At 63.8% G+C, this 13,464-nt stretch carries 7 protein-coding genes; all 7 read right to left on the bottom strand.

What is annotated here, in order from left to right; all coding sequences use genetic code 11:
- Positions 1-17 precede the first annotated feature (17 nt).
- The 7 genes from WKV53_RS28030 to WKV53_RS28000 all read right to left on the bottom strand — a co-directional run bounded on the left by WKV53_RS28030 (position 18) and on the right by WKV53_RS28000 (position 13,128).
- Complete coding sequence (locus WKV53_RS28030) at positions 18-2,216, bottom strand: GumC family protein (RefSeq protein WP_341408165.1); 2,199 nt, start codon at positions 2,214-2,216, stop codon at positions 18-20.
- 111 nt (positions 2,217-2,327) lie between these two features.
- Positions 2,328-2,858: an acyltransferase gene (locus WKV53_RS28025; RefSeq protein WP_341408164.1), complete on the bottom strand. Its 531-nt coding sequence runs from the start codon at positions 2,856-2,858 to the stop codon at positions 2,328-2,330.
- Positions 2,855-3,928, bottom strand: coding sequence for a Gfo/Idh/MocA family protein (locus WKV53_RS28020; protein ID WP_341408163.1), 1,074 nt, complete (start codon positions 3,926-3,928; stop codon positions 2,855-2,857). Before WKV53_RS28020 ends, WKV53_RS28025 begins: the two co-directional genes overlap by 4 nt.
- Entirely contained in the window at positions 3,925-4,734 is an 810-nt protein-coding gene (locus WKV53_RS28015) for a sugar transferase (RefSeq protein ID WP_341408162.1), read from the bottom strand. The genes WKV53_RS28020 and WKV53_RS28015 overlap by 4 nt, the downstream gene beginning before the upstream one ends.
- Positions 4,735-5,400: 666 nt before the next feature.
- The gene (locus WKV53_RS28010) at positions 5,401-6,621 is read right to left on the bottom strand and encodes a hypothetical protein (RefSeq protein WP_341408161.1); all 1,221 of its coding nucleotides are present in this window, start codon (positions 6,619-6,621) and stop codon (positions 5,401-5,403) included.
- A gap of 181 nt (positions 6,622-6,802) precedes the next feature.
- On the bottom strand, positions 6,803-9,982 hold the full coding sequence (locus WKV53_RS28005; protein WP_341408160.1) for a choice-of-anchor D domain-containing protein: 3,180 nt from the start codon (positions 9,980-9,982) through the stop codon (positions 6,803-6,805).
- Positions 9,982-13,128: a choice-of-anchor D domain-containing protein gene (locus tag WKV53_RS28000; protein ID WP_341408159.1), complete on the bottom strand. Its 3,147-nt coding sequence runs from the start codon at positions 13,126-13,128 to the stop codon at positions 9,982-9,984. The genes WKV53_RS28005 and WKV53_RS28000 overlap by 1 nt, the downstream gene beginning before the upstream one ends.
- Between the last annotated feature and the right edge of the window lie 336 nt (positions 13,129-13,464).

Genomic DNA, 13,464 nt, shown 5'->3' with positions numbered 1-13,464 from the left:
GCGGCGAGAGTGGGTGATCAGATTTCCCCGGCGACCCAACGCGGGGCATGGGAGCGGGCCTTGTTGAAGACGCAGGAGACGTCGGCGCGGCCCTTGATCAGTTCCGAGTAGCCCCACTTGAGGGCGTCGCGGCTGGTGTCTTCGCCGTCGACGACGAGGAGGACCTTGTCCATCAGGCCTGCCATGGCGAGCGTGGGGCTGGTCTGGCCCATCGGCGGCATGTCGAAGATGACGTAGTCGAACTCGCTGGCCCGGAAATGCGGGAGGAGTTCGTAAAGGTGCATCGGGCCGAACGGAGTGGCGGAGTCCGACTTCGCCGCGGCTGCGCTGGCGAGGTAGAGATTCTGGCCGCCTTCCTTGAAGCGGGTATTGCGTGCGGCCTGCAGGGCGCCGACCACCGAGTGAAGCGGCTTGTTGCCGAACATCGGGTTGTCGTCCGGATAGGAGGAATTCAGATCGACCAGCAGCACCTTCGCGCCATTGACCTCGGAGAAGGCCTTGGCCAAGCCGGCGGCGATGGTGGAAGTGCCCGCGCCCGCGGTGAGGCCAGTCACGGCCATCAGCTTGGGCTTGTGGGTCATGTTGTTGATCTGGAAGTTGAAGACGATGCGGTCGCGGATCGCTTCCGAATACGGGTGGATGAAGTGATCGGTGCGTCCCGGGAAGGCGGGGAAGCCATTGGTCTTGCGCACGGCGGGGAGCATCGGCTTGCCGCCGTTGTCTTCTTCGCTGCTGTCGTTTGCGATCAGCGCAGCGCCACGGTTCTTCGGCCGCACGTAGGGGATGGAAAGCATGAGCGGCACCTGGAGCCGGGTTTCGATCTCGGTGGGCCGGGCGATGCGGCGGTCGACGACGAGTTCGAGGAGGAAGGCGACGAGAAGTCCGAGGGCGAAGCCGCCGCCGCAGAGTCCCAGCATGACCTTCTTGGTGGTCTGGCTGACGCTCAGCTCGGCCTGGCTCGGCTGATCCATGACGGTGAGGCCGGGGATATTCGCGCGATCGACCGTTCTGTCGATGGTGGCCTTCTTGCTGTTGGTTTCGAGCAGGCGGTATTCATTGTCCAACATCTCGCGCTCGCGTTCGAGGGCGGCGACCTTGGGCTCGACTTCGGTGAGCTGCTTGAACTTGGTGTCCAGCTCGGTGATGTGGGACTTGTAGCGACCGATGCGAGCCTTGATCGAGCCTACCAGGGCCTTCTCGTGATCGAGTTCGGCGGCGGGATTCGCGACGGGTTCACCGTGCGAGACGACGGCTTCCATCGCCAGGCCCGGAGCTTTGGCAAGCAGGGCATTGCGAGACGCTTTGGTGTTGTTGATGTCCTGCTGATTGCGGAGGACCTGTGGATTTCCGGAAGCGAACTTGCTGCGCAGGGCGAGATCCTGCTGCTGGAGATACTCCAGGCGGCGGGAGAGTTCGCGGTATTCGTCCACTTGTTCGGCGGTCGGCGCGACGGTGGCGGGCTTGGAGCCGGCCTTCGCATCGGGCGCAGCGGCTTCACCGGAAAGCTTGCCCTGCAGGGATTCGACCCTGGACTCCTGGGCGGCGAGTTCCGCCTCGGCGGTGACGATGTCACCCTGGGTCTTGTCGCGCTGGGTGGTGAGCGAGAGCGATTGCTCGCGGACCGAGACGATTCCGGTATCGGCCTTCAGCTTGTTGAGTTCCTTTTCGGTCTGCTCGAGCTTTTCCTTGATCAGGTCGGTCTGCTTGAAGACCGAATCGAGGGAGCCGAGCGAGCGGCGCACTTCAAGGTGCTCGTCCGGATAAAGCTTCACCACCTCGGCGAGCACGTTCTGGGCGAGCTCGGCATCGGCATTGCGATAGGTGATGAGGAGGACATTGCTGCCGCGGGCCTCGGGGGCGACTTCGAGGCCACCCTGAACCATGCGGGGTGAAACCTTCAGCCTCTCGGCGACCTTGGCCGCGAGAGCGCCGCTGCGAATGATCGCCATCTCGGTATTCAGCACCTGCTCGCCCGCGCGGCCGCCGGCATCGAGCTGGCTATCGGTGCCCTCGAGGCCGCCGCGCTGGATGACCTGGGTGACGAGGATCTTGGCGTGCGATTCGTAGAGCGGCTTCTGCGTGACGTAGAGGCCGGCAGCAGCACCAATACCGAGCAGACCCAGGAAAAGGATCTTCCACTTGTGCTTGAAGAGGACGAACAGGATGTCCTGAAGGCCAAGGCCTCCTTTGGCGGGGGTGGGGGCGGTCTTTTGCATTCCGAGGGGGGGGAAAGACGCTGGGCGTCGATGGGGAGGAAAGACGCTAGGCGTCTATGGGGGAGGAAATCAACAGCAGGATATGAAAAGCAGTTCCTTCGCCATCCGACATTACGCGATCGCGTGGGGTCGGTGGAGGAATTCGAAATCGTTTGCGGGGATCTCGCGGATGAAGCGGGCGGGGTTCCCGGCGACCACGGTGCGGGGCGGGACGTCGCGGGTGACCACGCTGCCGGCACCGATCATGGCGCCGCGGCCGATCGTGAGGCCGGCGAGGATGGTGCAGCCCGAGCCGATCGAGGCGCCTGCTGCCACGAGGGTGGCTTCGCAGTTCCAATCCTCGTCGGTCTTGAGCGAGCCATCGGGATTCGCGGCGCGGGGATAGCGGTCGTTGACGAACATCACACCGTGGCCGACGAAGACCTCGTCCTCGATGCGGACGCCTTCGCAGATGAAGGTGTGGCTGGAGATCTTGCAGCGGGCGCCGATTTTCGCGCCGCGTTGGATTTCGACGAAGGTGCCGATCTTGGTATCGTCGCCGATCTCGCAGCCGTAGAGGTTCACGAAGTCGACGAGCTTGACCCGCTCGCCAAGCACCACGTCCGCGGCGATCCGCAGGTTGTGTGAAGGGGAACCGGTCATGACGAAAGAGGCTCCGGTTCCGGTTCGATGTGGCGTGGAGAGGCAGGCCGGGCGGTGAATTGGATGGGGCCGCCCCCGGCGCGCAGCGACTCCGAGCTGGCTTCAAGGATCCTCACGATCTCGAGGCCGCGCTGTCCGCAGGTGAGCGGCCGGCGTTGCTCGCGCACGCATTCGATGAAGTGGGCGCACATCGTTTTCAGCGGCTCGCTCTGCTCGATCCGCGGCAGGTAGCAATCGCCGTAGTGATAGGAGTACTGGAACTCGGCGAAGCTGTCGTAGTGGGGCGGACACTCGACCCGCACGTCGTAGATGCGGATCTTTTCGAGCGGCTGGAGATCATCGTAAACGATCATCTTGTGGGTGCCGACGAAGGTCATCTGGCGGACCTTCCGCGGTTCCAGCCAACTGCTCTGGATGGTGGCGAAGCGCTGGCGCTTGAAGCCAAGGGAAAGGTTCGTGACATCCTCGACGCCGGGGGTGATGTGGGCGTTGCCCTGGCAGTTCACCCGCTCGGGTGCTTCCCCCATGAGGTGGAGGATGATTGAGAGGTCGTGGGGTGCGAGATCCCAGGCGACATTGATGTCTTGCTGGAAGAGGCCGAGATTGAGGCGCTGGCAGTTGATGTATTTCAACTCGCCGATGCCGCCGGAGCGGATGATGTCGGCGATCTTGCGGACGGGCTCGGAGTAGAGGTAGGTGTGGCCGACCATGAGGGTCAGGCCTTCGCTGCGGGCGATCGCGACGAGGTCCTCGCACTCGGCGGCGGACGTGGCCATCGGCTTCTCGACCAGCACATGCTTGCCGGCGAGAAGGGCAGCCTTCGCGAGAGCGTGGTGGGTTTTGACCGGGGTGGCGATCACCACCACGTCCAGCGAGGTGGTGGCGAGGAAGCGCTTGAAGTCGGTGAAAATGCACGCGTCCGGATGCAGTCGGCGGACGTGCTCGAGGCGTTCGGGATCAAGGTCGCAGAGGGCCCGGACTTCGGCATCGGGGTGGTGGCTGAAGTTGCGGGCCAAGTTCGGCCCCCAGTAGCCACATCCGACGATGCCGACGCCGAGCGTGTCCTTCATGACCGGTCTCCCCAGCGCTGCCCGCTGTAGTTCAGCAGCGGCTCATCCAGGCGTGCGACCTTGGAGTGGCGCTGGTGCTGGCAGCATTGCTTCATTTCCCGGCGCAGGGCCATCGGGGTGCGCATGAGCACGGAAAGGTCGAGGGCGAGGGAGGAGCGTTGGGCGTAGTCGACATCGAAGGCGGCCATCTCGCGGAAGGTGGTGCGGTTCTTACCGCTGACCTGCCAGAGGCCGGTGAGGCCGGGCAGCACCTGGAAGCGCTCGCGCTGGGCGGAGTTGAAGAAGCCGTGTTCTCCCGGGATGCAGGGGCGCGGACCGACGAGGCTCATTTCGCCGCGCAGCACATTGAAGAGCTGCGGGAGTTCATCGAGGCCGGTGCTGCGGAGGAAGCAGGCACCGGGGATCATCCGCTTGTCGCCAAGCTGGTCGAGCTTCACCATCGGGCGATCGGAGTCGACCAGACGAGCCACGTGGAGTTCGTGGTCCCGGGTGGGCGCACCCTGATGCATGGTGCGGAATTTGAAGATGGTGAAGAGTTTCTCGCCGTGGCCGACGCGCTGCTGGAGGAACAATGCCGGGCCGCGCGAAACGAGGCGGATCCACAGCGTCACGGCCAGGATCAACACGATCGAGACGGGCAAGGTCATCACGACCAGCGACACATCGAGCGCGCGCTTCCATGCGGGAGCGGGGATGGCGGTCCGCTTGGCCGCACGCGGTGGTCTCCGGACGAAGCTTGCGTTGGCAGGCTTGCGCGAAGTTGCCGTGCGGTATTCGGGATGCCGCTCAAGAGTGACGGCTCCCAAATATCGGGAAGAAATAGGATCTGCCGATCGGCGGGGCCGATCAATGGGGGGCGTGATCATTCGGGGGGGTGGGGGGGTGGAGGAGTAACGGGTATCAGGGGAAATTCTTGCTGGAGATCAGGTTCGGGTTGGGTTTTTTCGAAACGGATGAAGACCTTTGGGAATTTCAATATGCTGCCGCCCTTGGTCATTTGGGTCCATTTCTGGACCAAGACCTGGGTGGGGGTGAGCAGGAGGTGACCTCCCCGTGCCTTTCAGGCCTGCATGGGATTTCGCGACGATCAGACCCTTTCACGAGGGCTGGGTGGGACAGGGGCGAGACCAGCAGAAATTCAAGCGGGGGAGATGTTCTGGGGGTGGGAGCGAACAGCGCCTTCGGATTTAACAGAAAAACTACGTATGTGAAGTTTTTATTTGAACGTCCGTTAGCGGAGTTGTGACGACTTTGCGAGATGCTCGTGACCATCGGTGGTGACCCCGTGCATGGCGTGCAACATCGGGAATCCTTAGGCCTTTTCGGAAAAAAGCGGAGCGGGGTCGCCGGCCGCTTGGCCGTTTCCCTGGGAACGTATTCGACAGAAGCGAACATTCAGAAATTCCGGGGCAAATGACAGCAAGTGTCATGCCACGGAATGTCCGGCGAGGGGCTTTGAGCCGCCGGAAAATTCAGAAGTCGATATTGATTCCGGTGGTGAGTTGCCACTGGTCCCAATCTTTCTGACCCTGATTGCTGGCGCAGCGGAGGGCGGCCTCGAACTTCACGCGGTCAGAGTAGAGCTGCCGCTTGTATGCCAGATAGGCATTCATGAACTCGTCGTCTTCACGAGTGCCGACCACGACCCCGACCGCCTGATAATCGGAGAAGCTCAATCCCATGCCGAGCTCCAGCGACGAGCGCTGGAAATTCCGGATGATGGCAGCGTTGAATGACAGGTCATTGACCACGTAATTCAGGTTATTCGGCGAGGGAACGGTCGAATAACGGACGCCGGCGCGGAAGGACCAGAGATCGCTGAGCTCATAGTCGGCGGAGAACCGGCCGGTAAATCCCAGCTCCCAGCCATCATTGCTACGGGAGTTCTTGGCGTATTCCAAGCCGCCGGCGGCATCGAGGAGGATGCGCTCACCCCACTTGTAGCGGGTCTTCACGAGCACGGCGACGGCATCGCGCTCGCCGGTGGTGTCTGACTCGGTGGAGGTGTAAGTGACCGAGGGACCGATGCGGAGGCGCTCGGTGGCATCCCACAGGCCGGCGACCTCGGTGGTGTAGACATCGGCTCCTGAGCGTGCGCCGGAGGAGTAGTCGGATTGCGAGGCGGACCAGCCGGCCAGGATCGCGGTGCGGGGAGCGAGCTGATAGCTTCCGGAGATGCCGTAGCTGAGGATCGAGCCCTCGATGAAGCCGCCCACCAGACGGTCGGCCATCGAGACCTCCGCGTAGTCGAAGTAGGCGGTGAAGGTGGTGCGGGTCGCGGCGTAGGTGAAGGAAGCGCCGCCGCTCTGGTTGATGGCGTCGAGATCCTCGTTGTTGAAGTAAGCGACGAACGACGGGGAGTAATGGGCCTCCATGGAGAACTCCGCGCCGCCCTCGGGGTCGGTGCGGTAGGTGATCCACGGGCTGACGTCGGTGTAGAGCTCGCTCTTCGTGTAGTCCTGGGAGAGGAAGAAGTTCGAGTCGTAGGTGAGATTGGCACTGACGCCATAGTCGAAGCCGCCCTTGAGGTTGGCATCGAGTGGCGAAGGGAAAAACGCTTCGGTCAGGGCACGGTTGCCCTCGGCGACGCGAAGGGACAGGTCCTCGGCAGAAGCGAGGAAGGGCGCGCCGGCAAGAGCGGCGGCTACGAATCCGCGAATGGGTGTCGCGGAAGAAAGTCGGAGGGGGGACATACGAACTTTTCCGGGGTGAACGCGAAAAGCCTGCCCCACACATCGATCAAATGTCAATCCGAAAGGCCGCCCTCTAACTGTTGGAGAGGGCTGTGGGGGAGGGGCGTTAGACGGGAGGGCGAGGGTTCGAATGCGGCTCTCCTTGAAGGGGGGAATCGCGTCGAGGGAACGTCGACACTCCTTAATGGGGGTCGAAGCGGAAGAATCCCCTGGAGCCGGCGGGGGTGATTTGCAGGTCGAGGCTGCCTTGGCCGCCGATGGAAACGGCGGGCGTTTGGATCGGATAGAGGCTGAAGTTCATCAGATCCACGGATTTTTCCACTGGCAGCTTGAGGGTGTAGCGGCCGGTGCCGCCGTCGACGGTGATGACCTGTGTGCCGTGGATGGCTTCCATCTGGCTCTGCCCGTAGAGGCCGAGGGAATTGGCACCGGCCTGGAGGATGGCGACGAGCTCCTCGTCATTGACCTGCCAGTCGAAGCCGAGGGCCTGCATCGACAGCTCGGCCACGTCATTGATGCCGTCGCCGTCGGTATCGTCGGCGGATGAGAGCGCCTGACCGGTGAGCGTGACCTCGAAGGTATGGATGGAGGCGTTGCTATCGATCTTCAGGGTGGTGATGCGGGTGCCGGTGGTGGTCGAGGTGAAGGAAACGTTGAACTGGAGGATCTGATCCACCGGCAAGGTGGCTGGCAGGCTGACGGGCTGGGCCGCGAAGTTCTCGGAATTTCCGCCCATGAGGGAGATGCCAGTGACCTGGAGATCGGAGGTTCCCACGTTCCGGATGGTGACCGTTTGGGTGACGGCCGGGCTGCCGATGGCAACGTTGCCAAACTGGATGCTGGCCTGTCCGGCGATCAGGCCGGTGCCCGGCGGCTGCTCGACCTGCATTTGCGGTGTGGGCGGCTGGGGATCGAAGATGTAGGCCGCGCCGCGGCCCACAGTGTTTCCGTCATGCTGGGGGGCGCCCATCAGGACATGGACGCCATCGATGGCGACCGAGAATCCGAGCTGCTCGTTGTCAGGTTGATCTTCGGAAACGACGCGGTCGGCGGGCTGGGGAAAGGTGGCCGAGGTGACTTCGTACACGTAGCCGCAGCCGCCGTCGGTGGCGGCCAGATCGTCTTCCGGGGCGCTCACGATGATGCGGGTGCCCGAGATGGCGACGGCGGTGCCGAAATACTCTTCATTCTCCGGATCGGGATGGACGAGGGTGGCGACCGGTGTGCCGGGATTCGGCGAGGAGAGATCGTAGAGATAGGCCGAGCCGGCATCGGTGGCGCCGGCATCATCCTGGCGGCAGCCGATCACGATGCGGTTTCCGGAGATGCCCACCGAGTAGCCGAATTCATCGTCCGTGGCGGGCGCAGGATTGTCGATGACGCGGATGGGGACGGTGGGGGTGCCGGAAGCGATGTCGTAGACGTAGACGCTGCCCGCATCGACGGCGCCGGTGTCATTCTGGTGGGCGCCCACGACCAGCTTGGTGCCGGAGATCGAAACGGCGTGGCCGAACCAGTCGTCGTTCGCCGGGGCGGGATTGTCCAAGGTCAGGATGGGCACCGTGGGCGTGGCGGACGTGAGATCGTAGACGTAGGCGCTGCCGGCATCCACGCCGGGTGCCACATCGTTCTTGGCGCATCCGACGACGACGTAGTTGCCGGAGATGGCCACCGAGTTGCCGAACTGATCCTGGCTCTGGGGCGTGGGATTGATCAGGGTCCGGACGGGGGTGCCCGGTGTGGGCGAAGTGGTATCGTAGATGTAAACCGCGCCGGCATTGTTATTGCCGCTGGTGTCTTCCTGATAGGCGGAGACCACCACCTTGGTGCCGGACACGCCGACCGCGGTGCCGAAGTAGTCGTTGGTGGTGGGGCTGGGATTGTCGATGACGAGAATCGGCTGCTCGGGAAAAGCCGCGGCGAGATTGTAGACGGACACGGTGCCGGCGTTGCTGGCGATCTTGTCGTCCTTCTGGCTGCCGACCACTGCGAGGTTGCCGCTGATGGCGACGGAAAAGCCGAATTCCTCGTGGGACGACGGGCTCGCATCGTTGAACATGAACAGCGCGGTGGCAGGGGTGCCGGTGGAGAGATCGAAGAGGTAGGCCGAGCCGACATCCAGGGAAATGCCGACGTCGTCGTCGGGTGCGGAAACGAGCAGGCGATTTCCGAAAAGGGAAACGGCGCGGCCGAATTCATCACCGCCGGGAGCGCCGGGGTTTTGGATGGTCAAGACCGGCACGGTGGGTGAACCGGAATTGAAATCGTAGACGCAAGCCACGCCGGAATCGGTGCCGCCCTGATCATCCAAAGCCACTCCAACAACGGCGCGTGAGCCTGCGAGGGTGATGGAGGTGCCGAAGTTATCGTCCAGAGCGGGTGCCGGATTGAGCAGGGTGTACTGGGGCACGGCGGGCGTGCCGGAACCGGTGTCGTAGATGTAGGCGATGCCGGAGTTGTTGAAGCCATTGTCGTGCAGCGGAGCGGTCGCTGCGACGCGGTTGCCCAGGATTGCGACGGAAAAACCGAACTGGTCGTTGCTGGCTGGCGTGGGGTCGGCGAGCGACAACAGCGGCTGGTTCGGGGTGGGCGAGTTGAGGTCGAAAACGTGGACGCGGCAGGTGTCGCCGGTGCCGGTTTCCTGAAGCGCACTGGCGACGATCCTGGTGCCGTCGATGGCGACCGCGTGGCCGAAGTTGACCGTGGCAGCCGGGTTGTTGATCTGGACCACCGGTGTCGTCGGGGATCCCGACGAGAGATTGTAGGCGTAGACCCGTCCGGCATTGGCTCCGGCCTTCGGGGCTCCGACGACCAGGCGGCTGCCTGACATGGCGACCGACGAGCCGAAGCTGTCGTTCTCCGCTGGCGATGGATCAGGAAGGACGAAGACCGGGAAGGATGGCGTGGACGAAGCGAGGTTGTAGACGTAGACGATGCCAGCGTCGTTCTCATTCGTGTTGTCATCCGGAACCCCGACTGCGACGAGCGAGCCGGAGACCGCGACCGACCAGCCGAAGTGGCTTTGCTTGAAGGGTGACGGATTATCGAAGCGCTGTAGCAGGGCACCGCTGGTGGCGTCATGCACCCAGACCACGCCGCTCTCCTCGCCGCCGACATTGTCGTAGGGGGAACCGATCACCGCGAGCGTCTGGCCGAGCGCCACACTCCGGCCCGCGAGGGTGTCCACCTGGCGGGCGGTGCTCGTGGATTGGAAGATCCGCGCCTGCGAATAGGGAATCGCCGCACCCTCTGCCAACGGGTAGCCCGCTGCGAGTGCCAGCGACAACGCCAGCAGCCCGCGCTTCCTCCGCCTGCACAGGCGGAGCAGCGGAGCCAACGATGGCATGGAAAGCGGGGTCATCACGGCTTGGGTACCAATTTATAAAACGAGGGGCCGCCGGGGTCGCTGAACTCAAACTGGACTTCGCCGGCTGGATTGACGGTGGTGCCCTGGGAGGTGAACGGGAGCGGCTGATAGCTGCCCGCACCGGAGCCTTTCTCCAGCGAAAGCGAGAGCCGCAGTCCGGGCCCCGACTGCGAGAGCTTCGGGCGAGAGACGCGGATCGAGCCGATGTCATTCAGTGCATGGAAGCCGGCGGCCTGGAGGCTGGATTGGAAGGTGGCCACGAGGGCGGGATCGGCCTGTTGCCAGCGGAAGCCGAGCGATGCCATGCGCAGCTCGGCGACGTCATTCAATCCATCCCCGTCGGTGTCGTTGCTGGCGGAGAGGGCGAAGCCGGTGAGCTGAATCAAAAAGGGGTTTTCGTCGGCGTCGTTGCTGGCGATCCGCAGGGTGGTGGCGCGAAGCCCCGCGGCCGAAGGAGTGAAGACCACGGTGAAGGTGGTATCGTTCTCGGCGGAGATGTTGAAGGGCCTGTTAGACGCGACGATCGCGAAGTCGACGGCATTGCCGCCGAAGGTGGAGATGTCCGTGATCGAGAGGGTGGTGATACCGGTATTGAGGATCGTGAAAGTGGTGCTGCCACCGCCGCCGTCTCCCATGGCGACCGCGCCGAAGTCCGCCGTGCCGCCGGTGGCAAGCTCGCCGCTGCCTTCATGTTCGATCGCGATTTCCGGTGCTGCGGGACCGAAGATGTAAGCCGCGCCCTTGTCGTTCGAGGTCTTGTTATCGGAGGGAGTGCCGATCACCATGATCACGCCATCGATCGCGACCGAAGAGCCGAACAAGTCGCCTGAGGAAGGGCTGCTCTTGCCATTGGTGGCAGTGGGAATGCCGGGTGTGGGAGAAGTGAGATTGAAGGCATAGGCGCGACCGGAGTCGGTGGGGCTGTCCTTCAGGGCAGCTCCGGCTGCGACCTGAACTCCCGAGATGGCGACGGCGTTGCCAAAGCGGTCATTGGCCGCCGGGGTCGGAGCGGTGAGTGAGATTTCCGGAGTCGCGGGTGAAGCGAGGAGATAGACGTGGACCACGCCGGCATTGGCGGCGCCGAGATCATCATCCGGCGAGCTGACCACGACGCGATCGCTGGAGATGGCGACGGCGCTTCCGAACTTGTCGTCTGCCGCGGGGGTCGGGTTATCGAGCGATAGCGAGGGGACGGTGGGCGTGGGGCTGGCAAGATCGAAGACGTAGGCCTTGCCGCTATCGGCACCGGTCGCGTCGTCGCCGGGAGCGCCGATCACCACGCGACTGCCCCAGATGGAGACGGCACTGCCGAAACGATCGCCGGCCGCCGGGCTCGGATTTGTTAGAACGCGGAGGGGAACCTCCGGGGTGGCACTGCCGAGATCGTAGACATAGGCGCGGCCGGAATCGATCCCGTCGCCATCGTCGGAGCCGACGCCGACGACGAGCAGGTTGCCCGAGATGGCCACTGACTTGCCGAATTCGTCACCGGCTGCCGCCTCGGGATTCGGAATGGACTGCTGTGGCTCGGTGGGGTCGGGTGCCGCGGCATTGAAGATGTAGACGCAGCCCGCGTTGGAGGCACCGGAATCGTCCCCGGGGGTGCCCACGGCGACCAAGGCACCGGAGATCGCGACGGCGCTACCGAAGCCATCGTCTGCGGATGGCGAAGGATTCTCGATGGTGGCGACCGGTGATTTCGGATCGGAGGAGCCGAGGTCGAACAAGCGGATGCGGCCGGCCTTGGAAGCGCCGGATTCGCTTTCCGGTGCGCCGACGACGACGCGGTCACCCGAGATGGCCACCGAGGTGCCGAAGTGATCGGCGGAATTGGTGACCGGGCTATTCAGGGGCATGGTGGGAACCAGCGGCGTCGCCGATCCCAGGTCGAAGAGATAACTGGCGCCTGATTCGCTGTCGCCGGAATCATCGTGGAATGCACCGGCCAGCACGATATTGCCGGAGACCGCCACGGCATTGCCGAAGAAGTCGGCCGTCTCGGGCGCGACCTTTTTCAAGGTGTGGGTGGGTGTGCCGGGCGTGCCGCCGGATAGATCATAGACATGGCAGACGCCGGCGTCTTCCACGGTGGCGTCCTTGCGATACTCGCCGATGACCAGGCGGCTTCCGCTGAGCGAGACCGAGGTGCCGAAGTAGCCGTGCTCCTGCGGGGCGGGACTCGTCAGGACGAGCGGCGCGGTGGCGAGATTGGCCAGATCATAGACGGCGACCTTGCCGGCATTGGTGGCTCCGGCGTCGGCGCCTTCGGCAGCGATGGCGAGCTTGGTGCCGGAGATGGCGAGGGCATCTCCAAAGCCGTCGTTTTGCGCCGCATTGGGCAGGGTGATCGTCGCCACCGGCACATTGGGCGTGCCGGACTGAAGGTCGTAGACGTAGGCGGCGCCAGCATTGTGAGCGATGGAGTCATCGCCATAGGCGGCTACCACCACCTTGGTGCCGGAGACGCCGACTGCCACGCCGAAGCTGTCGTCTTTCTCCGGAGTTGGATTGGCCAATTGGAGAACGGGGAGCCACGGGGTGGGGGAACTGAGATCGTAGACGAAGGCGCTGCCGGCATTCTCCGCGCCGGTGTCATCCAGCCACACGCCGACCACCACGATATTCCCCTGGATCGCCACCGAATGGCCGAAAAAGTCGTCCGCGGCCGGATCCGGATGAGTCAGGGTGAGCCAGGGGATCGACGGCGTCGACGTCGTGAGGTCGAAGATGTGCACCATGCCAGCGCGTGGTGCGCCGCCGACGGGAAGGTCGGAGCCTACGACGACGCGGTTACCGGAGATGGCCACCGCCTGGCCGAAGTAGCCGAAGGGAGTTTCGTCCGGACTCTTGAACTCGTAGCGGAGCAAGCCGGTCGCTACCTCGTGAATCCGCACGGCACCCGAGTCAGGAGCGGTGATTTCATCGCGGTCGAACATCGGTGCGCCTACCACGGCAAGTCCGCCATCGAGCGCGACGCTTGTGCCTTGTGCGCAGAATTCCTGGGGAAGTGTCTTCGGCGCGAAGAGCGAGTGACGCAGCGTATTGGGCACTTGGCCGGACGCGAAACCTGCGAACCCGGACATCCACAAGAGGATGCAGGCCATTCCAAGAGAGGGAATGAACGGGAGGCGCGAGAACATGGGGGGAGCTCGGACGGAATCGCTTCAGGCCATGTGGCGGGAAAGCATCAATCACGCCAGAAGCGGAGGCCGGGCACCAAGGCAGTTCCAGTAGGGTGAGGCTCGCGGAAGATCGCCGGAGGGTGTGGTCATTTCCGTGGGGGGCAGGGGGTGATCCGACTCGTTTCATGAGTCGGGATATGAGGGGGAAGGGGCGTTGCGGGGGGATTCGCGTGGCACTGTCCATGCTAGGCAAAGCATGCGCGGACGCCGCCCTTTAAAAAAAAGAAGCGGCCGAAACCAGCCTTTTTTTACCACGGCTCAAGCCATCCTGCGATTGAGAGGGTGGCGCGAGTC

It is taken from the genome of Luteolibacter sp. Y139, assembly GCF_038066715.1.
GTDB classification, from domain to species: Bacteria; Verrucomicrobiota; Verrucomicrobiia; order Verrucomicrobiales; family Akkermansiaceae; genus Haloferula; species Haloferula soli.
The sequence above is the reverse complement of the archived record's forward strand: the minus strand, read 5'-3'. Positions and strand labels throughout refer to the sequence as shown.